The sequence below is a fragment of the Paenibacillus sp. P22 genome (assembly GCF_000469945.2).
GTDB lineage: Bacteria > Bacillota > Bacilli > Paenibacillales > Paenibacillaceae > Paenibacillus_O > Paenibacillus_O humicus.
Map to the genome: position 1 here is coordinate 1 of NZ_CBRA020000072.1, position 25,063 is coordinate 25,063.

At 59.2% G+C, this 25,063-nt stretch carries 22 protein-coding genes and 3 pseudogenes; 11 read left to right on the forward strand and 14 right to left on the reverse strand.

The window, feature by feature from the left end:
- The coding region (locus BN871_RS11580; RefSeq protein ID WP_048746102.1) for a L,D-transpeptidase at positions 1–519 on the forward strand (519 nt) is incomplete at its 5' end.
- A 33-nt stretch (positions 520–552) separates the two neighbouring features.
- On the opposite strand, the gene BN871_RS28345 is transcribed toward BN871_RS11580, so the two are convergent.
- Positions 553–690 (reverse strand): hypothetical protein, encoded by a 138-nt coding sequence (locus tag BN871_RS28345; protein WP_021881892.1) that lies wholly within the window; start codon positions 688–690, stop codon positions 553–555.
- A gap of 35 nt (positions 691–725) precedes the next feature.
- Between BN871_RS28345 and BN871_RS27645 the strand changes: the two genes are divergently transcribed.
- From BN871_RS27645 to BN871_RS30210, 4 genes and pseudogenes are all read left to right on the forward strand, one after another.
- Positions 726–953 (forward strand): hypothetical protein, encoded by a 228-nt coding sequence (locus tag BN871_RS27645; protein WP_157060268.1) that lies wholly within the window; start codon positions 726–728, stop codon positions 951–953.
- Positions 954–1,049: 96 nt separating this feature from the next.
- Positions 1,050–2,147: a quinone-dependent dihydroorotate dehydrogenase gene (locus BN871_RS11585; RefSeq protein WP_157060269.1), complete on the forward strand. Its 1,098-nt coding sequence runs from the start codon at positions 1,050–1,052 to the stop codon at positions 2,145–2,147.
- 19 nt (positions 2,148–2,166) lie between these two features.
- Positions 2,167–2,976 carry a GTP pyrophosphokinase family protein gene (locus BN871_RS11590; protein WP_048746106.1) on the forward strand — a complete coding sequence of 270 codons (810 nt, stop codon included), beginning with the start codon at positions 2,167–2,169 and terminating at the stop codon, positions 2,974–2,976.
- A gap of 204 nt (positions 2,977–3,180) precedes the next feature.
- Positions 3,181–3,231, forward strand: a pseudogene (locus BN871_RS30210) (hypothetical protein); the annotation flags it as partial.
- Positions 3,232–3,363: 132 nt separating this feature from the next.
- Here BN871_RS30210 and BN871_RS30215 read toward each other — a convergent pair.
- From BN871_RS30215 to BN871_RS11625, 7 genes and pseudogenes are all read right to left on the reverse strand, one after another.
- Positions 3,364–3,474: pseudogene (locus BN871_RS30215) on the reverse strand (hypothetical protein); the annotation flags it as partial.
- Between the two features lie 377 nt (positions 3,475–3,851).
- Positions 3,852–4,253: pseudogene (locus tag BN871_RS29000) on the reverse strand (GTP-binding protein); the annotation flags it as partial.
- 159 nt (positions 4,254–4,412) lie between these two features.
- Complete coding sequence (locus BN871_RS11600) at positions 4,413–5,345, reverse strand: hypothetical protein (protein WP_232312981.1); 933 nt, start codon at positions 5,343–5,345, stop codon at positions 4,413–4,415.
- Positions 5,346–5,423: 78 nt separating this feature from the next.
- Entirely contained in the window at positions 5,424–7,835 is a 2,412-nt protein-coding gene (locus BN871_RS11605) for a heavy metal translocating P-type ATPase (protein ID WP_048746108.1), read from the reverse strand.
- Between the two features lie 176 nt (positions 7,836–8,011).
- The gene (locus BN871_RS11610; RefSeq protein ID WP_021878103.1) at positions 8,012–8,341 is read right to left on the reverse strand and encodes a metal-sensitive transcriptional regulator; all 330 of its coding nucleotides are present in this window, start codon (positions 8,339–8,341) and stop codon (positions 8,012–8,014) included.
- A 174-nt stretch (positions 8,342–8,515) separates the two neighbouring features.
- Positions 8,516–10,462, reverse strand: coding sequence for a 2,3-diaminopropionate biosynthesis protein SbnA (sbnA, locus tag BN871_RS29905; RefSeq protein WP_332310214.1), 1,947 nt, complete (start codon positions 10,460–10,462; stop codon positions 8,516–8,518).
- Positions 10,459–11,700 (reverse strand): AMP-binding protein, encoded by a 1,242-nt coding sequence (locus BN871_RS11625; protein ID WP_048746109.1) that lies wholly within the window; start codon positions 11,698–11,700, stop codon positions 10,459–10,461. The genes sbnA and BN871_RS11625 overlap by 4 nt, the downstream gene beginning before the upstream one ends.
- Before the next feature lie 386 nt (positions 11,701–12,086).
- On the opposite strand from BN871_RS11625, the gene BN871_RS11630 reads away from it, so the two are divergent.
- Positions 12,087–12,962 (forward strand): YheC/YheD family protein, encoded by an 876-nt coding sequence (locus BN871_RS11630; RefSeq protein WP_021878107.1) that lies wholly within the window; start codon positions 12,087–12,089, stop codon positions 12,960–12,962.
- A 56-nt stretch (positions 12,963–13,018) separates the two neighbouring features.
- Here BN871_RS11630 and BN871_RS11635 read toward each other — a convergent pair whose 3' ends face one another.
- Entirely contained in the window at positions 13,019–13,381 is a 363-nt protein-coding gene (locus BN871_RS11635; protein WP_021878108.1) for an SRPBCC family protein, read from the reverse strand.
- Positions 13,382–13,502: 121 nt separating this feature from the next.
- On the opposite strand from BN871_RS11635, the gene BN871_RS11640 reads away from it, so the two are divergent.
- A complete protein-coding gene (locus BN871_RS11640) occupies positions 13,503–14,126 on the forward strand; it encodes a TetR/AcrR family transcriptional regulator (protein WP_048746111.1) in 624 nt (207 codons plus the stop codon).
- Positions 14,127–14,196: 70 nt separating this feature from the next.
- Here BN871_RS11640 and BN871_RS11645 read toward each other — a convergent pair whose 3' ends face one another.
- The 3 genes from BN871_RS11645 to BN871_RS11655 all read right to left on the reverse strand — a co-directional run bounded on the left by BN871_RS11645 (position 14,197) and on the right by BN871_RS11655 (position 16,685).
- Complete coding sequence (locus BN871_RS11645) at positions 14,197–14,847, reverse strand: restriction endonuclease (protein WP_048746113.1); 651 nt, start codon at positions 14,845–14,847, stop codon at positions 14,197–14,199.
- A gap of 108 nt (positions 14,848–14,955) precedes the next feature.
- Entirely contained in the window at positions 14,956–15,588 is a 633-nt protein-coding gene (locus tag BN871_RS11650; protein ID WP_021878111.1) for a glycerol-3-phosphate acyltransferase, read from the reverse strand.
- Positions 15,585–16,685 (reverse strand): glycosyltransferase family 2 protein, encoded by a 1,101-nt coding sequence (locus BN871_RS11655; protein ID WP_021878112.1) that lies wholly within the window; start codon positions 16,683–16,685, stop codon positions 15,585–15,587. Before BN871_RS11655 ends, BN871_RS11650 begins: the two co-directional genes overlap by 4 nt.
- Positions 16,686–16,918: 233 nt before the next feature.
- On the opposite strand from BN871_RS11655, the gene BN871_RS11660 reads away from it, so the two are divergent.
- A complete protein-coding gene (locus BN871_RS11660) occupies positions 16,919–18,718 on the forward strand; it encodes a sulfatase-like hydrolase/transferase (RefSeq protein ID WP_048746115.1) in 1,800 nt (599 codons plus the stop codon).
- A 200-nt stretch (positions 18,719–18,918) separates the two neighbouring features.
- On the opposite strand, the gene BN871_RS11665 is transcribed toward BN871_RS11660, so the two are convergent.
- On the reverse strand, positions 18,919–21,432 hold the full coding sequence (locus tag BN871_RS11665) for an ankyrin repeat domain-containing protein (protein ID WP_127509577.1): 2,514 nt from the start codon (positions 21,430–21,432) through the stop codon (positions 18,919–18,921).
- Between the two features lie 213 nt (positions 21,433–21,645).
- Between BN871_RS11665 and BN871_RS11670 the strand changes: the two genes are divergently transcribed.
- On the forward strand, positions 21,646–22,284 hold the full coding sequence (locus BN871_RS11670; protein WP_021878115.1) for an SGNH/GDSL hydrolase family protein: 639 nt from the start codon (positions 21,646–21,648) through the stop codon (positions 22,282–22,284).
- A 171-nt stretch (positions 22,285–22,455) separates the two neighbouring features.
- Positions 22,456–23,085 (forward strand): YfbR-like 5'-deoxynucleotidase, encoded by a 630-nt coding sequence (locus tag BN871_RS11675; RefSeq protein WP_048746120.1) that lies wholly within the window; start codon positions 22,456–22,458, stop codon positions 23,083–23,085.
- A 245-nt stretch (positions 23,086–23,330) separates the two neighbouring features.
- Here the strand turns inward: BN871_RS11675 and BN871_RS11680 are convergent, their stop codons facing one another.
- Complete coding sequence (locus tag BN871_RS11680; RefSeq protein WP_021878117.1) at positions 23,331–23,555, reverse strand: helix-turn-helix domain-containing protein; 225 nt, start codon at positions 23,553–23,555, stop codon at positions 23,331–23,333.
- 282 nt (positions 23,556–23,837) lie between these two features.
- Here BN871_RS11680 and BN871_RS11685 point away from each other — a divergent pair, with 282 nt between their 5' ends.
- On the forward strand, positions 23,838–25,052 hold the full coding sequence (locus BN871_RS11685) for a threonine synthase (RefSeq protein WP_048746122.1): 1,215 nt from the start codon (positions 23,838–23,840) through the stop codon (positions 25,050–25,052).
- Positions 25,053–25,063 lie beyond the last annotated feature (11 nt).

Sequence of the window (25,063 nt, forward strand, 5' to 3'; positions counted from 1 at the left end):
GGAGCGGCGCAGYCGGCGGCCGGAAAGGCTTCCGGCAAGGAAGGCGTCCTGCAGGAGGCGATGACGGCGACGCTGAAGATCGTCGTCGACCCCCATTCGAGACAGCTTGCGCTCATGAGCGGCGCCGTCGTTGTCCGCGCCTATCCGGTAGGCGTCGGCGGCGGCAAGACTCCGCGCGGCAGCTTCGCCATATCGGAGAAGGTGCGCAACCCGAACGGAAGCTCCAAAGGTCCGTTCGGAAGCAGGGGCATGACGCTCTCGGACACTCGGTATGCCATTCATGGCACGGACGAGCCGGACTCGATCGGAACCGATCGATCGCTCGGCTGCATCCGCATGGCGAAGGCTGATCTGGAGGAGCTGTACGATCTTGTGCCGCTCGGAACGGAAGTGGCGATCGGCGACGGCAAGCTGGCTTTCCTCCAGCAGCAAGGGGAAGCTGAACGCGAAAAAGGCCGCTACAAGGTGCGGCCGAGTTCCCGGGAAGAAAATCCGGACAAGGTATACGACTGGCTGTAGGGCTTGGGCTGATCGGCTGACGATCAGCGCCGATCAGCTGAAGATCAGAAGCAGGATCATGACGATGGCGAAAACGGCGAAGATGGAGGCGGCGACAATGATGGCCTTGCGGTTCGGCTGCTCGCTCGCCGGAGCCTTTCTAGTCGGAGGCTTGCGTTTGGCTGTGCTCATGCTTATCGACCTCTCCTGAAGGATGATGGCAGTGCTTGTACGGTTATTGTAATCGCTTGCCGGAGAAATGGGCAAGCCCTTCATCCTTTCGGCAAGGCCGATTCAGCGGATGTCTCCATACGGGAGGATTTTTCTGGTGGAGAAAAAAAGAAAAAGAAACCGCAGAATTAATGCAAGCGCTCCCCGAACGACCGGCGCCCTTTTCTTTTGCTGCTGAACAAGATAAACTGAAAGGCAGAGCCTTTTTTGCCGTGCAGGACTGAATCCGTACGGCCGACATCTCTACATACCTACGCAAACGTCCGCCGCCACACAGGACGGCGAAGCCGTTTTGCTTGAACGGAAACGGAGTGGACTTCTTGCTGTACCAATACTTTGCCAAGCCGTTTTTTTTCCGGCTTGATCCCGAAAAAGCGCATCATCTGGTCATTGACGGCCTTCATCAAGCTTCCCGTGTGCCGGGCATGACCGCCTTATTGCGCGGCATGTACGGCGTGCCGGGATATCCCGAGCTCAGCATGGATCTTCTGGGGCTCTCCTTCGCGCATCCTGTAGGCCTGGCCGCGGGACTGGACAAAAACGCAAAGTCCGTGGAAGGCTTCTCCAGCGTCGGCTTCGGGTTCATGGAAGTCGGCACCGTGACGCCGCTCCCCCAGCCTGGCAACGAGCTGCCGAGGCTGTTCCGGCTTCCGGCCGACGAAGCGCTGATCAACCGGATGGGCTTCAACAACGACGGTGCCGCCGCCATGGCCGGGAGGCTCGGCAGCCTCACCGCCAGGCCGATTCCCGTATTCGTGAACATCGGCAAAAACAAGGCGACTCCGAACGAGCTCGCCCATGAGGATTACCGGCGCTGCGTCAAGGAGCTGTTCGCATACGGCGATCTATTCGTCGTCAATATCAGTTCTCCCAATACGCCGGACCTCAGGGCGCTTCAGCTTGGAGACGAGCTGAAGACGCTTCTCCAGGCCGTGAAGGAAGAGATGGCCGTGCAGGCGGCCAAGCATGGATCGGCGCCGAAGCCGGTGCTGGTCAAGCTGGCGCCGGACATGACGCCGGAGCAGCTTGCGTTCTCGGTCGATACGATCGCTGCGAGCGGAGTGGAGGGCATCATCGCCACGAATACGACGCTGTCCCGCGACGGACTCACCCATGCCAACGCCTCGCAGGCCGGAGGCATGAGCGGCCGTCCGCTGCGCGAGAGATCGACGGAAGTTGTGGCCGCCATCTACAAGCAGACCGGCGGGAAGCTGCCGATCATCGGATCCGGCGGCATCTTCACGGCGGAGGATGCGTATGCCAAAATCAGAGCGGGCGCATCGCTCGTGGAGATTTACACCTCGATGATCTACAAGGGTCCGGGGATCGTGAAAGAAATCGCGTCAGGTCTCAGGGAGCTGCTGCTCCGCGATGGGCACTCCCATCTGCGCGAGGCTATCGGCGCCGATCATCACTGACAAGACAGGAGGCGGACGGATGGACGGCCGGGATTGGAACCAATTTCTGCAGCCTTATGAACAAGCGGTAGAGGAAATGAAAGTGAAATTCAAAACGCTGCGGACCGAGCTCAAAGCCCGGGAATCCTATGCGCCCATCGAATTCGTGACCGGCAGGGTGAAGAAAATATCCAGCATCCTGGATAAAGCCCGCCGCTTGAACGTGCCGATGGACCAGCTGGAGACGGGCATCGAGGACATCGCAGGCATCCGCATCATGTGCCAGTTCGTCGACGACATCCTGCGTGTCGCTGCAATCATCCGCTCCAGGCAGGATCTGAAGCTGGTCTACGAGAAGGATTACGTCACCAACTTCAAGGACAGCGGCTACCGCAGCTATCACATGATCGTCGAGTATCCGGTGCAGACGGCGATCGGCTTCAAGAAAGTGCTTGCCGAGATTCAGATCCGAACGCTGGCGATGAATTTCTGGGCGACGATCGAGCATTCGCTCAACTACAAGTACAAGCAAAGCCTGCCGGAGGAAGTGAAGCTGAGGCTGCGCAAGGCATCTGAAGCGGCATTCAACCTCGACACGGAGATGTCGAGCATCCGGCATGAAATTCTGGAAGCGCAGATCGGCTTCGAGGAAGGCTCCAACATCGTCAACAAAGTGCTCAGCGATATCCAGGACCTGTATTTCTACAGGCGGGTGCGCGAGGCGGTGCAGTTCCAGCTCAAGTTCAACGAGCTGTGGGAGCAGGGAGACACGTTCGAGCTCAAGCAGCTCGCGCAGGAGATCCAGTACTCTCTCCACAAGGCGAGAAAGGGCGGAAGCCCAACCGATTAAAAACGGTCCCGGCTTCTTGCCGATGGATAGTTCATCTGCGCTTGCCGGATACGGGCAAGCCTCGACGCACGGCAAAGCGGGACGATGTTGTCCCGCTTTTGGCATTTTCACCCGAATTCAGAGAAACCCTCGAGGAATAGATGCAATCGAAAGGAATGATGGCTGATGGTCAAAAGAATTCGACTCGACAAGCTGCTCTCATCGATGGGATACGGCTCCAGAGCCGAAATCCGAAGAATCGTCAGGACAGGGATCGTGACCGTGGACGGCTCGGTCGAGAAGGACAGCGGCCGCATCGTGGATCCCGGCGCCGAGCAGGTCCTGGATGTCCTGGGTCTTGTTGTAGACGGAATCCCGGTTGCGGAGCGTGCCGCCGTAGAGGCGCACGTAAGCGATGCGGCCCATGGCGGGATCCTTCTCCAGCTTGAACACGAGGCCGGATACCGGTGCGCCGCTGTCTCCGCCGGCCTCGGGGAGCCATCTGACGATGGCGTCCATAAGGGCGGCGATGCCGATGCCGCGGCTCGCCGCGCCGAACAGCACGGGGAACAGCTCCGCCCCGGCGGCGCCGATGMTGCAAGCCGGTCGGCAAGCTCCGCGGCATCGAGCCCGCCCTGCTCCAGATAGCGTTCGAGCAGGTCCTCGCGGCTCTCGGCGACCGTTTCCGTCAGCAGCTCCAAATACGGCCGCTGATCGTCGGACAAGGCGTCCGCTCCTCTAGCTGCATGGCCGTCGAGATCAGGCAGCAGACTGGGGCTCCCCGTAAAATGCTCCTCCAGCCCATGCGGAGCCTGGACAGGCACTGCTCCGGCGGTCAGCAGCCTGCGGATGCCCGCAAGAGCCTCCAGCGGATCGGCTCCGATGCGGTCCAGCTTATTGATGAAGAACACGGTCGGAATCTGCAGGCTGCGCAGAGCCTGCCAGATGACTTCGGTCTGCGGCTGCACGCCTTCCACCGCGGATACGACCAGCACGGCGCCGTCCATGACGCGCAGCGAGCGCTCCACCTCCGAGAGGAAATCCACATGGCCCGGAGTGTCGACGAGGTTGACCTGCACGCCCCGATGGACGAATCGCGTCGCCGCCGCGCGCACCGAGATTCCCCGCTCCCGCTCCACGTCGAGCGAATCGGTCTGCGCGGTGCCCGCATCCACGCTTCCGAGAGCGCGGATCCGTCCGCTTTCATATAAGATGTGTTCCGTTGTCGTCGTTTTGCCCGCATCGACGTGGGCGAAGATGCCTACGTTGCGGATCGGGGCTCGGGCGGAAGATGGCATAGGTAGCAAAGTCCCCCTGTCAGGCAGTATGTATCCGCCTATTATACATGATAATAGAGTCCGGAAGGCCAGAGGATCCGCCCATTCATGCAAAAAGCCCTGGATTCCACATGCGGAATCCGGGCTTTTCGTTGGTTTCGGCCATCTTGTTCTCTTGCGTCAAGGAACCTTGATGATGAACGGCACGGTGAACACTTCGCCGCCGCGCTTGAACTGGCCCCATATTTTGTAGATCCCGCTCTTCGGGAACGTCGTCATGAACCGGGCTTCCGGCCCGGATGCCTTCTCGTCCATCGGATGCACATGCAGGTAGCTCTCCGCGTCCGCGGTCAGGATGACGACATGGCCGACCGCGCCGAGGTATGGCTGAAGGTCCGTGACCGGCTTTTCGGTCCGGGCGTCCGCAATCGTATACGTCAGCATGGCTTCCTCTCCGGCGGCCAGGCCGTCGATCGAGAGGGCGATCTCCTTGCCGTCCACGACCTTGGTCAGGTCGCCGTCCGGCTCGATCGGCTTGACCTTATCCGCAGCTCCGCCTATCGACACCCACTGCATCCTGCTCATCGCGCTGCCGCCCGCCGGCACGAAGTCGGCGATCAGCTTGTACTCTCCGCCGGCCGGAAATTCCGTCGCGATTTCAAAGACGCCTCCGCCCTTGTACTCCGGATGGATGTGGCTGAAGTAAGACAGGTCCTTGCTCACGATGATCATATGCTGCTTCTGCTCATGGGCGGTGTCGAACTGCTCGACCGGCTTGCCGCCGCTTGTAATGGCGACCCGGATGAGCGTCTCCCGCCTGGCCTCCGGCTGGCCGCCGCCCGCCAGCGTCCACTCGGCCTTCACATCGGAGGCATCGGCGGCCGCCCCTTTCCCTTCGCCGCCCGGATGGGCATGTCCGGCGGAAGCGTCGGACGAGTCATGGGCATTCGGCTCCGGCTCCATATTCATGTTCATCGAGTCATGGGCATTCGGCTCCGTATTCATGTTCATCGAGCCATGGCCTCCCTCTTGGTGGACCGTCTTGGAGCCGCAAGCGGACATAACGGCGGCCGCGACGATCAGCATGGCTGCAAGCTTCAACCGTTTCATCATGGATTCAATCCTTTCTGCGAAAATTCCAATCATCCAAACAAGCTGCGTCCTTGCATCCATCCCGTCCCGCTGCGGGCTCTACACCTTCATCCGCTGCAGACGAAGGGCGTTCAGCACGACCGAGACGGAGCTGAGCGCCATCGCCGCTCCGGCAATCCATGGAGCCAGCAGGCCAAGAGCGGCCACCGGGATGCCGAGCGTATTGTAGCCGAGCGCCCAGAACAGATTCTGGCGGATATTGCCCATCGTCCGGCGGCTCATGGCGATCGCGTCGGCGATGCTGTTCAGATCGCCGCGCATGAGCGTAACGTCGGCGGCTTCCATCGCCACGTCCGTTCCGGTGCCGATGGCCATTCCGATATCCGCCGCGGCAAGCGCGGGAGCGTCGTTGATGCCGTCTCCGACCATCGCGACCTTTTTGCCCTCGGCCTGCAGCCTCTTCACTTCCTCGGCCTTGCCTTCCGGCAGCACCTCGGCCCGGACTTGATCGATTCCCGCCTGCCTGGCGACGGCCCTAGCCGTGCGCTCGTTGTCGCCTGTGACCATGATGACGTCGATGCCCATCGCCTTCAGCCGCGCTACCGCCGCAGCCGACGTTTCCTTGATCGTATCCGCCGCCGCGACCAAGCCCGCATACCGCCCGTCCGCCGCGATCAGCATCGCCGTCTTGCCCTCTTCCTCCAGCCTCTCCATCGAGGCCATAGCCTGGTCGGCGGAGATGCCGTGCCTCTCCATAAGTCTCCGCGTGCCGGCCAGAATTTCATGCCCTTCCACGACAGCCCGGATTCCGTAGCCCGGAATCGCCTCGAACCCGCTCGCGGCAGGGATGGAAATGCCGCGCGCCTCGATACCCGAGACGATCGCTTCCGCAAGCGGATGCTCCGAGCTCTTCTCCGCAGCTCCGACAAGACGGAGGAACTCCCGCTCCTCCATATGGCTGGCGACGACGACATCCGTCAGCTCCGGCATGCCCTTCGTCACGGTGCCCGTCTTGTCGAGGATGACGGCGTCGATTGCATGGGTGGATTCCAAATGCTCGCCGCCCTTGAACAGAACGCCCAGCTCTGCGGCACGGCCGGAGCCCGCCATGATGGACGTAGGCGTCGCCAGGCCGAGGGCGCATGGGCAGGCTATGACGAGGATGGCGATCGCCTTCTCCAGCGCTTCGGCGACATTACTCGGTGTTACCCAGACATACCAGATCACGAAGGCGATAACGGCGATGCCGACGACGATCGGAACGAAAATGCCGGAAATGACGTCCGCGACCCGCTGAATCGGGGCTTTGGAGCCTTGCGCTTCCTCGACGACCTTGATGATCCGGGCCAGCGCCGTTTCTTTGCCGACCTTGGTCGCCCTGATCTTGAGCCGTCCGTTCTTGTTGACCGTCGCGCCGATGACGAGGTCTCCGGCATTCTTCTCCACCGGAATGCTCTCTCCCGTCAGCATTGATTCGTCGACGGAGGAGCTGCCTTCCATCACTTCGCCATCGACGGGGACTTTCTCGCCCGGCTTCACGACGACGATGTCGCCGCCGAACACTTCCTCGATCGCGACCTGCGTCTCGGCTCCGTCCCGGATGACGAGCGCTGTCTTGGCCTGCAGCCCCATCAGCGTCTTGATCGCTTCGGACGTGCGGCCCTTCGCCAGCGACTCGAACAGCTTGCCGAGAAGGACGAGCGTGATGAGCACGGCGCTGGTCTCGTAATACATCTGCGGACCGTGATGGGCCATGCCGCCCATCCGCGCCCATTCGACGGTCAGATATAGGCTGTAGAAGTAAGCCGCCGAAGTTCCGAGGGACACCAGGACGTCCATATTGGCGCTCCGGTTGCGAAGGGCTTTGAAAGCCCCGACGTAAAACTGCTTGCCGATGTAGAATTGGACCGGGGTCGCCAGCGCAAGCTGGAACCACGGGTTCATGAACAGCTCCGGCATCGGAATCCAGGACAGGAAGGAGAAGTGCCCCGCCATCGACCACAGCAGCGGGAGCGATAGAATCGCCGACAGGAGCAGCTTGCGCTTCTGGCGCGCGACGGCTTGCTGCCGGAGCTCGGATGGATCGGCGACCTCCTGCCTGGGGATGGCCTCGTAGCCCAGCTTGGCTACTCTCGCTTGCAGATCCGCGACCGATACGGCCGCCGGATTGTATTCCACCCTTGCGCTCTCGAGGGCAAAGTTCACGGCCGCCCCGGTTACGCCCGGCGTTCTGTTCAGCGTCTTCTCGATGCGCACGGCGCAGGCCGCGCAGTACATGCCGACGAGCTGGAGATCCGCCGTCTGCATGGCGGTATCGTATCCAAGCTTACGGATCGTCTGCTGCAGCTGGGGCACGGTCACCTGATCGGGATCGTAGGTCACCGTCGCTCTTTCCAGAGCAAAGTTCACGTTCGCTTCCGCGACGCCCTCCAGCCTGTTCAACCCTTTCTCGATCCGGTTCGCGCAAGCCGCGCAGGTCATGCCGGTCAGCTGCAGCGTCGTTTGCTCCATAGGCAGTTTGGATGCTTCCACTTGCGGACACCTCGCTTAGTTCCTTTATTGCCATCATTCAGCGGCCTTATTCTTACATTTACTATACCCCTCTACCCTATATTCAGTCAATTAAAACTTATACCCCCCACCCCCTATATCGAACGGCATAGAAAAAGGATTCTCTCGAATCCCGGTTATTTCATCAATTTGTTGATGGTGACCAGAAGCTCGTCGATGACCTCGCTCTCGCCGTCCTGGATGCGCTCGATGACGCAGCTCTTCATATGATGCTCCAGAAGCAGCCTGCCCACGCCGTTCAGGGCGGATTGGACCGAAGAGATCTGATTGAGGACGTCATCGCAGTAGACATCCTTCTCGATCAAGCCCTTGAGACCGCGGACCTGGCCCTCGATCCGGTTGAGGCGGCTGATGAGATTGCTTTTGGTCTTCTCGGAGTGATGGCTTTTGCGTCCGTCCGCCTCGCATGATTCATGCTTGTTCGTATCCTGCTGGAGCTCATCCATGGCATCACGCCCTTTTTGATTTCCAGTTTACCATAGCCCCCCCCACCTATACCAGCACCCCGATTTTGGCAGTCGGCATTCATGAGGGCCTTGCCGCTCCAGGGTCGACGATCGCCGCCTTGCCGGCCTGCTTCCCTTCCTACGGCTCCACCGCCATCGGCCGCTTCCCAGCCTTCAGGGCAATTCGATGCCCAGCCCCCGCTTCACGGCTTCACGGCAATAATGACCGGCGATCGCGATATCGAATATTCCCAGACCCATCGGGTTGAAAAATACGGTCTCTCCCGAAAATTCGGCCAAGGCGTCCCGGCAGACGAGATCCGCAAGCGTTCGGACATCCTCTTCCCTGAGTCCGTGCCGAAGATGCAGCAGCTCGATGTCCGTGTTCTCGCGGCATACCTCCCGCCAGTCGTCCACGATGACGGCGCGGACGCCCGCGACGCCCTCCGGCTTGAAATCCCGCAGCGACACGTTCAGCAGCAGCGAGCCCGGAGCAGCCGGCTCGTCGATGTACCGCTCTGCCGATACCGTGCATGTCGCGATCACGCTGGACCGGCGGTAAAGCTTACGCCAATCCGAGGCGATTGCCGTCCTCCCGCGCACAGCCTCCGGCACGCTCTGCGGATCGATATCCCGCAGGTCGTACAGCGTGATCTCCTTCAGGCGGCTGCCGAGCAAGGCGGCGCACATGTCGAGATGCAGGCGGCCGATCGGACCCCAGCCGATGATGCCGAGCCGAATGTCCTGATCCGGCCTCGAATCGGCATAGGCCCGGAGCATGACCCCGCTCACCGCGGCCGCGCGCAGGCCGTTGAGCAGGTTGCACCGGACGAAGGCGAGCGGCAGGCCGTTCTCCGGATCGTTCAGGATGATCGCATTCTGCGCCCGCGGCTGGCCGTTCTTGATGTTGCCGGGAAATCCGGCGATCCATTTGATGCCTGCCAGAGGATGCGGTCCGCCCAGATAAGCCGGGGTCGCGATGATCCGGTTGCCCGGTTCGGGAAACCGGAGATAGGTCTTGAGCGGAGCGGCATATTCCCCTCGATCCATCGCCCGCACGGCATCCTCCGCGATGCCGGCCAGCTTCACCCAATCCACACCGGCTTCCGTGATATGGCTGTCATTGAGATAGAGCATGTCTAATCCCCCCCTATTCCAGGCATCCGGATCGATTTCGAGCTCCCGCTTCACCCACTCGTCGTCAAATACCGAGCTCATATACCGTTCGCCTCTGTCCGGCAGGATGGCCGCGCATATGGACCCGGCCGGAATGCTGCCGGCGAGGCGCCGGACCGCCGCCAGGACGCCGCCGGAGGATGCTCCTGCGAGAATGGCTTCCCGCCGGGCCAGCTCGCGGCAGCCCCAGACGCAATCGGCGTCCGACACCTTGACGACGATATCCGCCAGATCGCCGCCGTGCAGATCCGGCACGATGGCCGCTCCGAGGCCGGGAAATCTGCGCGGACCGCTGCTGCCGCCGAACAGGATGCTGCCCTGCGCATCGACCGCGACGACCTTCGTCGTCCAGCCTCGGCTGCGGATATAATCGGCGCAGCCGCGGATCGTTCCGCAGGAGCTGACCCCGCAAAACAGATAGTCGATCTTCCCGAGCTCGTCTCCGATCTCCCTCATCGTCGTATCCTGATGCGACCGGGCGTTGTCGGGGTTGCCGTACTGGTTCGTCCAGTAGGCATCCGGAATCGTCCCGAGCAGCTCCTTCACCCTGGCGATCCGCGCCGGCAGGAATTCACCCGTCGCGGCATCCGGCTGCTCGACCAGCTCGATTTCTCCGCCGAGGCTCCGGATGATCCGCTTATGCGCGTCGGTCGTCCGGGGATCGACGACGCAGATGAAACGGATGCCCAAGAAGCGGCATAGCTGAGCCAGGCTGATGGCCAGATTGCCTGAGCTCGATTCGATGACCGTGCTCCCCTCGATCACGTCGCCGCGCCGGATGGCTTCCCGAAGCATATGCAGCGCCGGACGGTCCTTGGCGCTGCCGCCGGGGTTCATGCCTTCCAGCTTGCCGAATACGGCGAACGGCTCGTCACGGAACAGCCTCTCCAGCCGGATGAGCGGCGTTCCCCCGATGGCGCCTGCGATGCCTCCGTCCAGCTTCATCCGGATTCTCCTTGCCTGTAATGGATTTTCTTGTTCTTGACCGAGCCCTGCTCTCCGGTGTCGTCCAACGACTTCCGGACGACCTGGATTCCGCCCAGGATGCCGCTGCGGATCATCGTCCCGATGTCGGGATTCCGGTTCTCCAGCTCCTGCCGGATGAGCTCAAGCGCGGCATCGCTTCCCTGCCCGCTGTCGACCGCGATCCGCAGCGAGTTCCCTTCGACAACGACGCGGACGCTGGCGCTGCCGAGATGCCGGCAGACCGTGTCCTCGATGTCGTAGATGCTGATCTTCTCGCCATGCTTGAGATCCGGTCCGATCCGCTTCACGAGGCTGTGGAAGCTCTGCCGGGGCACGCCCTCCACGTCGATGGTCCTCAGATCGCGCACGACGTCGTACGTCACGTAGCGAAGCGCGGGAAAGGCTTCGCGGATGGAGGAGGTCAGCACGAGCACCTGCTCCCCTTCGGATAGCGGCCGGAGTCCCTCTCCGAGCTCTTCGGCGCTCACCCCCTCGGCGATGATTCCATCCGCCAACAGATAACGTCCGCAACGAGGCGAATAGGATGCGATCGTGCCGATCTCGATCGATCCGTACGTATCCGTGATTCTGTCTTCGCCGATGCCAAGCCGCTGCGCGGCCTGGCTCCGCCACCCCGGCGACGCCGTCTCGCCGACAAGGATGACATGCCGGATGCCGAGCGCCGCCGGCTCGCCGGCCGCAGCCAGCAGCCGGTCCAGGATGGAGGGCATCGTATACAGCACCTCCGGCCGCAGCCGCTCCAGCGACTCGATATGCTGCCGGATCGGCAGCCGGAAAGACAACGACTCCACCGTCATGCCGAGCTGCCGGAACACCTCGGCGGCCGTCGCTTCCGCATGGCCGGTCCCCATGTCCGATACGGCCGTCTTGTACCCGTACGGCTCCAGAATGTCCCGGAAGACATCCAGCTTCACCCGCAGATAGTCGGCCTCGTCCTGCTCCGAGTAATAGATCGTCTTGCGCCGTCCCGAGCTCGTTCCCGACGTCCGGTAGCTGCGAATACCCGGCTGCATGGCAAGAGGAGTGCTGTCCGTGTAATAAAACCGTTCAAGAACGGACGACGTCAGAAGCGGCAGCTCCATATCCCCCGTTTCCCCTGCAGGCCGCCCCGATCCTTGGACGATAAGCCCGTCGAGCCAGGCAAAGCGATGCCTCATCCTTTCGACGATTTCCCGAATGCCGCCCGGATTGTCCATATGCAAATCCTCCCGCCTCAACTGTGTGCCCACATTGACGCTCTATCGTATGCCCATTCCCCTGCCGAGGTGAATCGAGCCTGCAGGCGGAAGCCAAGCGCGGGACCATGTCCGAGCGTTCGGTGCATGGCCGAGATCGGCAATAGCCGGGAGCGGGGATGGGCCGAATCGGGGATGGCCGAGTCGGGATGGCCGGGATTGGGCCGGGATCAGGGAAGCCGAGTCGGGGATGCCGGAATCGGGATGGCCGGGAGCCAGTCTCTGCCCCGCCTTAATCCGGGCCCTTCCCGCTGTTCCCCGGCCGTGCAGGGGCCGATGCCCAGACCGGGTCATCGGCCCCTACATAGGATGGAGAATATAGCTTCTACCCTAGGGGGAAAGACGGCATGGATACAGCCAAAAGCAGAACAAGTTCAGTCCCGCACAGCCATAAGACCAGACGGAAGAACCCGCCCTCCGCTCCTGGGAGCAAGCCCAAAAGCGGCGGCATTCAAGCCGTCTCCAGCAAAATGGCCAAAACAGCCCTTCTGCTGCGCAGCGCCGAGCTGAGGAAGCATGTTCCCTCCACCCGTCCGCTGAGCCGCGGGACGCTCGCCTCGATGCTGGATCGGTACGGGATGGTCTACGTCAAGCCCGATACCGGCTCGATGGGAATCGGAGTAATGCGCGTAGAAAAAAATGGCGGAAGCTGCCGCTATCAAAGCGGAAAGAAAATCTTTGCCTTCAAATCCATAACCGCCATGTTCCCATCCATGCGGCGGCAGGCCGGCACAAGGCGCTATCTCGTGCAAAAGGGCATTCGCGTGCTCAAGCATGGCGGACGGCCGTTCGACTTCCGCATCATGATCCAGCGGAATCCCGCCGGCCGCTGGGCATGCACCGGCACGGCGGCACGCGTCGCCAGTCCGGGCAAAATCGTCTCTAACGGCAGCCAGGGCGGCACGATTTATGCGCCGAAGACTTTGCTTGATCCCGTTGCCGGCAAAGCCGGCACGATCCGGCTGCTGAAGCGGATGGACCGGCTGGCGCTGCTGGCAGCGGCCAAGTTCGGCCGCGCTTACCCGGCCATGAACGAGCTCGGCCTCGACATCGCCATCGACCGCAAGCTGAAGCCGTGGATTCTCGAAGTCAACACTCGGCCGGACCCATGCCCGTTCACAAAGCTGGACGATCAGACAGCCATCCGCCGCATCGTCCGCTGCGCCAAAGCTTACGGCCGCCGCTACAGCCTCGTCTGCGGCAAAGCCAAAAAAGCGCCCTGACAGGGCGCCGGAGGATGCTCGGTGAGAGAGGACCTCTTCGGGGGCGGGGATATTGTTCAAGAAGGAACGCTATGGATTTCCACGAGCTTGCCGGCCACGGCCTGTGTCAGCTCATCGACGGTCTTGGGCACAAACGTCTTCATGACTCCGTTCATCATGAAGCCCATGGCGCCCTTGCCGGAGATGTCCAGATAACCCGTCAACCGGGTTAAGCCGTCTCCCGAAGCCGACGCTTCGAAATATCCTTCGCCGCCGACGCTGTCGGAGATGCCGTCGATCTGAAAGGAGAGCCGGGACGGCTCGGTCCGGCCGGTAATGTCGATTTTCCATGACCGCCCTCGTGACGAAAGGAACCGCCTCTCTTGTTCGTTGAATCCGTTACGTGCGGACGTTGCCGATTTCCGAAATGCATCGGACAAGCCGGTGAGGCCGAATTGCGAACTAGGTCGGCTCTATCCATTCTTTGACAACGTTGTGGCCACAATTATCGAGCGCTATAATACGAGGATAGAATCAAGACGGAGAAGGTGATACCTGAACATGAACCCCGAAACGAGGCAGCGGCGCCTGCAAGCCGTCATCGATGCAGCCGAGCAAGTATTCACGAGAAAAGGAATCGACAAGTCCACGATGCAGGATGTCGCTACCCAGGCTCAAATGGGCGTCGCCACCGTTTTCCGCTTTTTCCCCAAGAAAGAGAAGCTCGTCGTCGCGGTCGCCACCAAAATGCTGGAGGAAGTGCTGCAAGAGTTCCATGCCGTTGCAGCGCAGCCGGAGACAAGCCTGCGCAAGCTCGAGATTCTCTTCGACAGCTCCATCGCGCTGCTGGAGCGCAAGGACAGCTCCGGCGTCAAGCTGCTGGAGAATTTCGAGAGCTACGCCGCCCAGTTCACCGAGCCTCTGGACGACATCGGCATGTTCAACGCCGTCTACCGGAAAATCTCCGGCGTATTCTCGACGATCATCGAGCAGGGCAAGCAGGACGGGTCGATCCGCGCCGACTTGCCGATTCAGGATACGCTGAGAACGGTCATGAACACTTTCGGCATTTTCGCCCGCAAGCTGTCGCTGCAGAAGAACATCCTGGTCATCGAGCAGGATCTTGATCCCGCCGAGCAGCTTCAGATTCTGAAGCATATCCTGCTGAGTTATTTGAAGCCCTGAAAAAAAAGCCGCACCCATCACAGTCTAGCGACTGCTGGGGGCGGCTTTATTTAACAACAGCGGCCCTGCCCTACCTCAGGCTCCTCTTCCATTTTGTCAGCTTGTCCTGCAAGATCAGACCATTGATCAGTTTGATATTAAGCCTTTCGGCCGCTTCCTTTGCCGCTCTCGTAAAGTTGCTTGTCGTGACGATCCAGGCATCATAGCATCCATGAACCTGTTTTCCCGCTTTGAGCCTCAGTACGATGTCGTTGCCGACGTCGCGCTTCCATCGCTTGCACTGAACCGCAATTTTGTATCCTTCCTTGCCCTTCAGAATCAAATCGACCTCATGATCGCCAGAACCGCCTACTCTTTGGACCGAATATCCCTGAGCGGTATAGTACAATTCCATAAGCCGTTCAAAATCCGTTCCCGAAAGGGTTTCTATCTTCGCTTGAATGAGCTCTTTATCGCCAAGCTTCTTGGAGGAGACGCCAGCAATCGAGTGGCCAGCCGCAACCTTTCGCTTGGTTTGCTTGGTTTGCTTTCCTGAACGCCTCTTGGACGTCCACATCGTTCCCAGAATTTCTGCGAAGAGTACGGAAACAATGACGATTCCAAAGAAGAAGCCCCAATGAAGACCCGGTAGGTTGAAATACAGCAGCAGTCCACCAAGTACGAAAACTCCTCTTAACAAGTTGGCAAGCTGACGCCCCTCTGCCCGATAAGTTCTAGCCATAAGTCCTCCTGATATAGGTGTAATAAGGATTTTAGTTCACCCTCATGGGACTATTTACCTTCTTTTTTGAAAAAAAGAGAGCGTTTTGGGTGCTAAGAACCAGCATCTTTAATTCTGGCTGCTTCGATGTCCTGTTTTCATCCGGAATATATACCGCCGCAATTCCTTCCGATGCGAATAAGCCAGCAGCACAGCGTTCACCCCGGAGAACACGGCCAGCTCCACCGGATAGCGGCAGAGAATCAAGAAGAGCAAAAGCAGCAGCATTCCCAGCACGACCTGGAAGCCGTCCGAAGATGCCGAGGACGGCTTTCCCTTGCCGATCCACCGGAAACCGGCCAGCAGCAGAGCCAGAATGACGGCATAAGCAAGCGAGGCCTCGAATCCCGTCAGCGCGCTCCACACCCCGAACGTGACCGCGATCGCCTTGCCTCCCCGCCAGCCGGCAAAGGGGGAGAACATATGGCCCAGCACGGCGGCTGCGGCCGGATAGACAAGATTGCAGCCGGTCAGGCCGCCCCAATGGAGCAGCGCCAATACCGGCAAATATCCTTTGAGGAAATCAAGCGCGATGCCCGTCAGGCCATATCCATACCCGGCCGCTCTCCATAAGTTCAATGCGCCCGGATTGCCGTCTCCCTTTTCCTTCAAATCATGCTTCGCCAGCAGTCCCAGCCAATACGAGAACATCAGCGAGCCGGAGAGGAATGAACCCGCCGTCCACATCAGCAGCCGCATCATCGCTCGCCGCGCCTCCTTACCGCTACCCGCCTGCCCTTCCAGGCTACGCTTCCGAAGAACGCCACCTGGTACACCGAGTACAGCATGACAAAGACGAAAAAGACCGTGCTCAGCAGATGAATTGCCGGCATCCAAAATCCGAACCTTCCCGTGCAGCGGAGGAAAGCGAACAGCTGCGCCGTATACAGCACATAGCCGATCGCCAGGGGCAGCGCCAGAGAGGTTCCGAGCAGAAATGGCGCCGCCTCCGCCGCAAGCAGGCCAAGGAGCCAGAGCGCGACGAGCAGCGTCGTCCCCGGGCTCAGCTTGCCCGTGCCGAGAATCGCTCCTTTGGCGAAGCCTTGGAGCTGGCTGCGGATGCCGTCCGGGTACATCCGGAACGACACGGCCCCCTTCCCGATATAATTCGTGACCGGAATGCCGGCTTGAACGAACTTCGCGCCAAGCTTCAGATCGTCCATCACCTCGGAGCGCACGCCCTCATGCCCCTTCGCTCTTTCGTATTCATCCCGCTTGGCCAGAATGCACGAGCCATAAAAGCCCTTGTCGGGATTGCCCCGCTCCAAGGGAGAAGTAAACGCGAACAGGCCCAGCAGATTCGGAATCAGGGCCAGCCTCTCATAGGTTTTCTCCGTCTCGTGGTAAGGGACGACCGACACCGCTCCTCCCTCCCGCTCCCTGGCGGCCAGAAGATCATGCAGCGCATGGGGAGCAAGCCGGACATCCGCATCCAGAAAGGCGATATAATCGCCCGCGCAATGCCGGTATCCGTTCCATACGGCCCAGTTCTTGCCGGTCCAGCCGGGCGGCAAAGGCTCGTTGACGACGACCTTCGCTCCAAAGCTCTCTGCAATCGCCCGCGTCCGGTCCTCCGACCCGTCGTCCACGACGATGATTTCGAAGGGAAGGCAGCTCTGATGCCGCAGCGATTGGAGCAGATGCGGCAGATTGGTCTCTTCGTTCCGGGCGGGGATGACGACGGAGAGCTTTCCCTCGAAAAGGAAAGAGCGGTCCGCGGCTGGAACGCTGTTCCTGCGGAACAAAACGAAACCCGCTGCCCATGCGGCCGCCAGCGCGGCCATGATCGCGATGCCCATACCCTTCCGCCTCCAATCCGATGTACAAGTCTCCTAAGACATGTATATGGCGGATGGCAGGGAATAAGACTGCGCCTGCCGGCGGTTGCCCGGGCTGCCGGCACGGAAGATCAAGATAATATAAACAAGGGAAGACTCCTCCTGCGAATTTTTGCAGGCAGCGGCAAACCGCTACTGATTTTTTGCCCCGCGGCATATTCTCGACTAAAGACCTGACCTAGGATGTGGTTTCCATGAATGAGGCCCCCGCGCCTTCCCGTTCAACGAAGAAACCCAATTTCCTCGTCCTGCTCGTCGACGAGGAACGGTACCCTCCCATTTACGAGAGCGAGGAGCTGAAGGCCTGGCGCAAGGAAAGTCTTGCTGCCCAGGAGTATTTGAGAGCCAACGGGCTTGAATTTCACCGGCATTATATTGGAAGCACGGCCTGCTGTCCCAGCCGCGCCACCTTGTTTACCGGCCATTATCCCTCCCTTCACGGCGTCAGCCAGACGGACGGGATCGCGAAGAGCGCGTTCGACTCCGATATGTATTGGCTGAACAGCAATACGGTGCCGACGATGGGCAATTACTTCCGCGAAGCCGGCTACCAGACCTATTACAAGGGAAAATGGCATCTTTCCAACGCGGACATCACCATTCCGGGCACGCATAAAAGCCTCCCCAGCTATGATCCGCTGACCGGCGTGCCCGATCCCGAACAGGAACGAGTCTATGAACAGGCCGGCCGCCTGGAAAGCTACGGGTTTTCCAGCTGGATCGGGCCGGAGCCGCACGGGAAAAATCCTCGGAACTCCGCTTCTTCCGCCGCATTCGGATTGAGCGGCCGCGACGAGGTTTACGGTACGGAGGCCGCCGAGCTCATCGAAGCGCTCGACCGCAGCAAGGACGGAAAGAAGGAGATGGAGCCCTGGCTGATCGTCGCCTCCTTCGTGAATCCGCATGATATCGTCTTATATGGCGCTCTTGCCGCGCAGCTGCCTGATTTCAGCTTCGAGGTGGAGCCGATGCCCCCGGTCGCTCCCCCGCCGACCTTGAGCGAATCTCTGGCCGCCAAGCCGCGCTGTCAAGCCAGCTATCGGGATATTTACCCTAGAGCCCTGCAGCCCATCATCGACAACTCCTTCTACCGCCAGCTGTATTACCAGCTCCAAAAAAACGCCGACCGCCAAATGGCGAAAGTCGTTGACGCCCTCGTCCAGTCCTCCTTTTATGACAACACCATCGTTATTTTCACATCCGACCACGGGGATCTGCTCGGCGCGCACGGCAATCTCCATCAGAAATTTTACTGCGCCTATGAGGAGATGCTCCATGTTCCTTTGGTCATCCATCATAAACAGCTGATTCCCGAGCATCGGGATATCCATGCCCTGACCAGCCATGTCGATCTTCTGCCGACGATGCTGGGACTGGCGAATGTAGATATCTTGGAGATTCAGCAGCGCCTGCAGACGAAATTCAGCGAGGTGAGAACTTTCGTCGGCCGCGATCTCGCTCCTTGGATCAGGGATCAGGCCCGCGAGGCCCTGCCGGATGAGCCGATCTATTTCATGACCGACGACGATGCGACCCGAGGCCAGCATCAAGCCAATCCGCTCGGAGCTCCCTATCCGTCCGTTGTCCAGCCCAACCACATCGAGACCGTGCTCGCGGCGGTGCAAAGACAGAACGGCAAGGAAATATGGAAGCTCTCCCGGTATTTCGACAATATTCAATTCTGGAGCGAGCCCGGTATACAGGACGAAACGATGCAGCCGGTCGGAGACAGGGCTTGCGGGACGTGTTCCACATGGGTCAAGCAGATCAAAACGAAGCCGGCCGCGGACGAATTCGAGCTGTACAATCTGACCTGCGATCCGCTTGAAGCCTGCAATCTTGCCCATCCTCTGCATGCCTCACAAGAGACTCTAAGCATGATGCAGGGGATGATGCAGCTGTTGAAGCAGCAGTCGCAGCGGAAGCGGCTCTATCCGGCTCAGCCGCCTTCCCTGTCGGGTGCTGCAGGAGCGGTGGAGCGCCCTGACGGATAGCCGGCCCGAGAGGAGTGAAGGGCATGGACCGACAAGGACGGTGCATCCGATTTCTCCTCATATGGGGAATCCTGATCTCTGATTCAAAAAAAAAGCACCCCCCGCTGCCGATGGCAGCGGGGGGTGCTTAAGGGGAACGGCTCGGCTGCGGCCGGACTTGCTCCGCAATCGGCCCCTCCCATTCTGGCGTCGGCGAATCATCACGCCGGCTGCCCGGAAGCTGCATGCGCCTGCAGCAGCTCAGCGACATCGTCATGGCCATGGTCCTTGGCGAAGCTTAGAGCCGTGTTGCCATGCTTGTCCCGCACATCGGGATCTGCCCCTGCCGCGAGCAGCAGCTCTACGCAGTCATATCGCCCGTTGTAGGAGGCGATCATGAGCGGCGTCTCTCCGTCCGAATGGCAAGTATGGACCGGCTCTGCGCCCGCATCCAGCAGGAGCTTCAAAATCCTCGCATGACCGTACATGCATACTGGCGACAGCACCGATCGGCCGGATACATAGCGCACGTTCGGATCCGCCCCTTTTTCCAGCAGCCAGCATACAGCCTCTTCATTCCCTTCGGACGCCGCCCAGAACAGAGGCGTATTCCCGTCCCTGTTCGCCCCGTCAATGGGTGCACCAGCTTCGGCCAGCGCATTCATCGCCGCGAGATCATTCCCATGTGCAGCGAGCGCCAGCGGAAGCATGTTGCCATATAGGCGATTGGAATCCGCTCCTAGAGCAAGCCAGAGCCGCACCGAGCCGAAGCTTTTTTTACCGATAGCCTGCATCAGGAACTTGGCCGCGATGCCTTTCCAGACATGGGCAGGATGGTATCGGACGCTGTCCGGTTCGCTTTGGAATAGAATTCCCTGCCTATGCCCGGCGGCCTGCTCCCGGACTTTGTTGTACTTCCGATCCGTATTGAGGACGATGATCGTCGTTCCGGCCGGCAGCGCCTCCTCCTGGGACAGATTGCGGACCACATGCCTAGCCAGCTCGCTCGGTCGAATGCGCCACTTCCGCTTGTTCCTCACCAGCAGGACAAACTTGCCCTTCTCCGGGAAATGTTCGACCTTTTTCCTGACGAGGCAAGCCTCCCTAAGAATCGGATACTGCCGCAGCTCCTTCGCCAGCGCCGCGACCTGGTAATCCTCCAGCCCATGCGGCTCGAAGCGGTCGCCCGGCGACACCTGCTCGCGCTCCCGCCGGGCCAGACGGAGGAGCTCTGCATAGCGGCCGAGGAATTCCTTCCACTTCCCGGCCTCAGTCTCGTTGTCCAGCTTCGAATAATACCCGATCAGCTCGACGCAGCAGGCAACCGTATACTCCTCATCCAGCTCCATCGCCCGGGTCAGATAGAATACCGCACTGTCCTCCAGAGTCCGATCCTCTTGCCCCAGCATGGCCAAGCCCGCAGCCAAGTAAGCATGCGCCAGCCGGTCATTCCGATGGAGCAGCTCCTCGTACAACGGCAGCGCCTGGGCGAAGCCGTGCAGCTCCTCCGCAAGCTTCGATAACGTCCACAGCTGCTGCTCGGTCAGCTCCGACCGGTCCTCCTGCTCCAGGCTGGCGTATTCTTCACGGATGGATCGGAAGTACTCCATCCTCTCCAACCAGGCCGGCCCCGCCTGCTCCTGCCAGGACTCGTTCAGCTGCCGGGTCAGCGAGCCGATGGCATCCCCAAGAAGCCCATGCGCGGATGAATGAGCCGCCAGAGCGGGAATGCTTGCCGGCTCCCCCAATGCGTCCAGTCTGTCATGCAGCGAGGGATGCGTATCGTCGAATTCCGTCTCCATGCGCAGAGCGTCCTTCAACGACCTTTCCATATCCGGGTTCGGGTATGCTGGAGGCTGCTCGAAAAACTGCTGCATCATGGAATAGACCGGAGGAGGAGCTTGCTGCGCCTGAGCCAGCTTATCCACCTCAGGCCAGAATTTGCGGTCAAGCTGCGCATGCTGCACCCTCAGCTTCACGAGCGCATCAGCCATGGAGCGGGAGCCTGCCGCTTCCGCCGCCAATCGATCCGCCTCGTATTCGTTTTCCCTCGCCAATACGAACGTATACGCATTCAGCTTGGGCCCATACCAGTCCAGGAACCGTTTGAACAAAACGATCCACCCGCTGTCCTTTTCCTCGAGCTTCTCGATCAGCTGTCCCCAGATTCTTCTTACGCGATAAATCCAGCCGTGGAATTTGGAATGGGACCGCGACAGATGCGCCATCTCATGCGCCAGTACAGCGCGGAATTCGTCCGGCGACAAAGCTTGCATGAGCGGAAGGCCGAGCATGAGGTAGCTGCGATGCCACCCAAGCAGGCCGAGCCTCGGAATTTGCACGACGGCAGCGTTGAATTCACTCGTGAGCAGCACTTTATGGATCCGGATCGTTTGCAGGCTCTTGCCCAGGCTCTCGATCTCGCGATATAATTCCGGCGCCGAGCGCGGTGTCAGCACGATGCCCTCGGGCTCATCGAACTTGATCCTCAGGGAGCGCAGCATGACCCAGATAAGCCCGCCGATCGGAAGGCCCAGCTTCAATAGAAGGACCGGATGGGTCAGCGTGCTCATGACGAGTACGACAACCAGCGCCGCAAGCAGGAGCAGAATCCCGATCATATAGGAGAAGCCGACGCCTACCATCCCCAGCACCTTAAGCCGGTATCCCTTTGGATTGGACCGCGATTTCCCTTCCAATTGCTTGACTAGCTCTGCAAACTGTTCTTTTGTCAACCTCAACGGCCCCCCGCAGCAATGGATTGGATCTTTACTAAGAACGATTTCTATTTCAGTTCATTCTTTCTGATCGTCCAAGAACAATTCGTTCCCAATGTCCAAGCAACCTGTACGGCCGGAAAATATCCTATCTCATAGATGCACAGGCGGATTCAAGCCGCATAACCGCTTGGCAGGCAGGTGAATATGAATAGGTAGGGTGATGACAACATGCTTTATACCGCTCTTGGCGATTCCATTACATTTGGGGAAAATGCTTCTTCATTTGCAAAAGCCTATCCCCGATTGGCGGTCGCCTCCCTGAATTCTCGCACCCGGAGAGTTGCCGGAAATGTCTTGGCTCAGCCCGGCTGGAGCAGCGAGGATTTGCTGCGTGCCGTAAAAGGCACACCGGGCATCAGCCAATCCGACATCGTCTCGGTATGGATCGGCGGGGTCGATATAGCGGATGCCGCCTTGGCATCCATCGCGACACAGAAGCCGCCGGCCATTCAGCAAGCTCTATTGAATTATCGGCGAAATCTCAGCCAGATTCTAGGCCATTTGGATAAAACGAGCCATGCCCGCCTCATTTGCTTCACGCAATACAATCCCTTCCCGAACAGTTCGATTGCGATTGCAGGCATTCGTTCCCTCAACCAGACCACGATTGAAGTCGCCCGCCGTTACGGCGCTGCGGTCGCCCCGGCCCATAAATGGTTCGAAGGCAAACAAGCCAGTCTGATCTACGGCTATCGGCAAGGGAAAGTCGAGGATGCCTTAAGCGGATTCATGCCGATCCATCCCAATGATCGCGGGCATCAAGTCATTGCATCGGGATTGATTCCTTATCTGGACTCCGGCAAGTAGCCTAGCAGCATAGAATTGTTGAATTCCAACGAACACCGCTCCTATCGGACGGTGTTTTTCGGTGGTTCATCCATTTATTTCCTGTTTTTATTTATCGTCCATTAACAATTCGGCCATAAACTGATTGTACAGCCTCACGCTGCTACTTCTGTGAAGAAAGGAACATCATCTATGGGAATTCATGCGTATTTTCAATCCTTGAACGATCTCGAACGCATCATTCGCTGTCCCGGCAAATTCAAGTTTGAAGAGCATAGCGTGTCCGCGCATTCCTGGAAAGTCGTTCAATACGCCAAAACGCTGGCGGATATCGAGGAAAGCAATGGCGTGGCGATCGACTGGAAGAAGCTGTACGAAATTACGAGCAGCCATGATTACGGCGAAATCTTCATCGGCGACATCAAAACGCCCGTCAAGCATCACTCTCTGGAGCTGCGGGGCATGCTGCAGCAGGTAGAGGAGGGCATGATCGCTCTCTTTATCGAAGAAAATATTCCCGAGGAGCTGAAGCCTATCTTCCGCAGGCAGCTGCGCGAAGGCAAGGACGATTCCGTCGAAGGGCTCATTCTCGAGGTGGCCGACAAGCTCGATCAGGTATACGAGGCGCTTACCGAATTGCAAAGAGGCAACCGGGAGAAGGAGTTCGTCACGATGTACCGCGAAGCGCTCATCAAAATCAAGAAAATCAAGCTCCATTGCGTGGATTACTTCCTGGCGAACATCCTGCCCGACATCGTGAAGGAAAGCTCCGATTGTCCCTTTGATATTCGGAAGATTACGAATGAAGCTCTGGAGCTATAGCGATTTCGCCTTCATTTGTCCAAGGGCTTAGGGCTTGGCACACGCCCATTGCCCTCCTCCGCACATCGCCCCCTCCCCTTCATGCTTAATGTTTACACCGCGAATTCTATCCTTGTCATTTTCCTTCCTGCCGTCTTGAGGCATCCGTACCCAGCCATCTGCCTTCCACTCACGTTCGGATGGATCCGGAACAACCCCCATTATAAAAAAAAAAACACCTCATTGGTGTCAGCTCGAACCCGTTCTTATTTCTTTACCAGCTCATCTATTTCACTCTTCAGCAAGAGGTACCGATGAACACTTCTCATGATCGGAACTTTGGTCAGCCTGTTCTTATCCGCATAGGTTTTCATCTGATCTTTGGAAAGGCCCAGCAAATGACCTGCTTCCGTGACCGTCAGCACGACTTCATTGCTTGTGGCGTTGAAGGTTTTTTTCACCTTTAGATTCCAGTCTTCGAATGCATTCATATTCGCGCATCCTTCCCTATTCGCAGCCAATGAGTTTTATTGGCCTCATTTCTTCTATTATAGCAGAAGTTTGGGCGATCTCCTAAACCGCTCTGCAATCCACTTTAAATCTAACCTTAAACCTCTATGCCTTTCCATGATTCCAACTATTCAAATCGTCTAAATAAGAGTTTGGCTTGACGCTCAAAAGAGCCTGGTGTTACGTTTACAGTGGATGGGGTCAATAATAACCTTGTGCAAAAGAAAGGCTGAATTCAAACCTAGCGCAAAGGAAGGATAAAGATGTCATTCAGCTATCTAACTCATCTGCATTGTCCTAAATGCCTTCAAACGTATCCATCGGATAAAATCCAGCAGCTGTGCGAATGCGGATCTCCTTTACTGGCGGATTACGATTTGGAAAGCTTAAAGCGGCAATGGAAGCCTTCCGATCTGGCTGGAAGACCGAATGACTTGTGGCGTTATCACGAGCTTCTCCCTGTATCGTCTCCGGAACATATCGTCAGTCTGGGAGAAGGAATGACGCCGCTGCTGCCGATGGACCGGATAGGCCTGGATATGGGAATCGAGCGCTTGTGGATGAAAGACGAAGGAATCATTCCGACCGGCAGCTTCAAGGCTCGCGGCGCGGCCGTCGGCGTTTCGAAGGCCAAGGAGCTTGGCGTTCAGGAGCTGGCCATGCCTACGAACGGCAATGCCGGAGCGGCCTGGTCGCTTTACGCTGCAAGAGCGGGAATGCGCGCTTCCATCGTGATGCCAGTCGGCGCGCCTCTCATTACGAGAAATGAATGCGCCATTTCCGGCGCCAACTTGAATTTGGTGAACGGACTCATCAGCGATGCCGGGAAAATGGTCGGTCAAGCCGTGAACGAGCATCGCCTGTTTGACGCTTCGACGCTCAAGGAGCCTTACCGGATCGAAGGCAAGAAGACGATGGGGCTTGAGATCGCGGAGCAGATGGGCTGGGAGCTTCCCGATGTGATCTTGTATCCGACAGGCGGAGGCGTCGGGCTGATCGGGATCTACAAAGCGCTGCACGAGCTTGCGGTGCTGGGCTGGATTCCGGACAGGCTGCCGCGTCTCGTTGCCGTGCAGGCTGAAGGCTGCGCTCCGATTGTCAAGGCTTGGGAGGAGGGGAAGCCGGAATCGCAGTTCTGGCCGGATTCGTCGACAGCGGCATTTGGCATCAATGTGCCGAAGGCGCTGGGCGATTTCCTCGTGCTGGAGGCGGTATACAAGACGAACGGCTGCGCCGTCTCGATAACGGATGCGGAATTGCTGCGGGAGCAGGGCACCATCGCCCGCCTGGAAGGGGCCTTCGTATGTCCCGAAGGAGCGGCCACGTTCTCCGCTGCGCGCAAGCTGAGAGAAAGCGGCTGGATCAAGGACGGAGAGACGGTTGTCGCTCTCAACACCGGCAGCGGCATTAAATATCCGGAAACCGTTCAGGTCGAAGCGCCCGTCTTACAGCCGCAAGACCGGATGGTCCGGCTGTAAGACGGGATAAG

Bases quoted from the DNA above. Each gene is read 5' to 3' on its own strand.
- BN871_RS11660 (WP_048746115.1), top strand. From the start codon at position 16,919: ATGAATGAGGCCCCCGCGCCTTCCCGTTCAACGAAGAAACCCAATTTC.
- BN871_RS11675 (WP_048746120.1), top strand. From the start codon at position 22,456: ATGGGAATTCATGCGTATTTTCAATCCTTGAACGATCTCGAACGCATC.
- BN871_RS11600 (WP_232312981.1), bottom strand. From the start codon at position 5,345: ATGATGAAACGGTTGAAGCTTGCAGCCATGCTGATCGTCGCGGCCGCC.
- BN871_RS11605 (WP_048746108.1), bottom strand. From the start codon at position 7,835: ATGGAGCAAACGACGCTGCAGCTGACCGGCATGACCTGCGCGGCTTGC.
- BN871_RS11640 (WP_048746111.1), top strand. From the start codon at position 13,503: ATGAACCCCGAAACGAGGCAGCGGCGCCTGCAAGCCGTCATCGATGCA.
- BN871_RS11610 (WP_021878103.1), bottom strand. From the start codon at position 8,341: ATGGATGAGCTCCAGCAGGATACGAACAAGCATGAATCATGCGAGGCG.
- BN871_RS11655 (WP_021878112.1), bottom strand. From the start codon at position 16,685: ATGGGCATCGCGATCATGGCCGCGCTGGCGGCCGCATGGGCAGCGGGT.
- BN871_RS11670 (WP_021878115.1), top strand. From the start codon at position 21,646: ATGCTTTATACCGCTCTTGGCGATTCCATTACATTTGGGGAAAATGCT.
- BN871_RS11645 (WP_048746113.1), bottom strand. From the start codon at position 14,847: ATGGCTAGAACTTATCGGGCAGAGGGGCGTCAGCTTGCCAACTTGTTA.
- sbnA (WP_332310214.1), bottom strand. From the start codon at position 10,462: ATGAAGCTGGACGGAGGCATCGCAGGCGCCATCGGGGGAACGCCGCTC.
- BN871_RS11685 (WP_048746122.1), top strand. From the start codon at position 23,838: ATGTCATTCAGCTATCTAACTCATCTGCATTGTCCTAAATGCCTTCAA.
- BN871_RS28345 (WP_021881892.1), bottom strand. From the start codon at position 690: ATGAGCACAGCCAAACGCAAGCCTCCGACTAGAAAGGCTCCGGCGAGC.
- BN871_RS11650 (WP_021878111.1), bottom strand. From the start codon at position 15,588: ATGATGCGGCTGCTGATGTGGACGGCGGGTTCATTCCTCTCCGGCTCG.
- BN871_RS11625 (WP_048746109.1), bottom strand. From the start codon at position 11,700: ATGGACAATCCGGGCGGCATTCGGGAAATCGTCGAAAGGATGAGGCAT.
- BN871_RS11630 (WP_021878107.1), top strand. From the start codon at position 12,087: ATGGATACAGCCAAAAGCAGAACAAGTTCAGTCCCGCACAGCCATAAG.
- BN871_RS11590 (WP_048746106.1), top strand. From the start codon at position 2,167: ATGGACGGCCGGGATTGGAACCAATTTCTGCAGCCTTATGAACAAGCG.
- BN871_RS11680 (WP_021878117.1), bottom strand. From the start codon at position 23,555: ATGAATGCATTCGAAGACTGGAATCTAAAGGTGAAAAAAACCTTCAAC.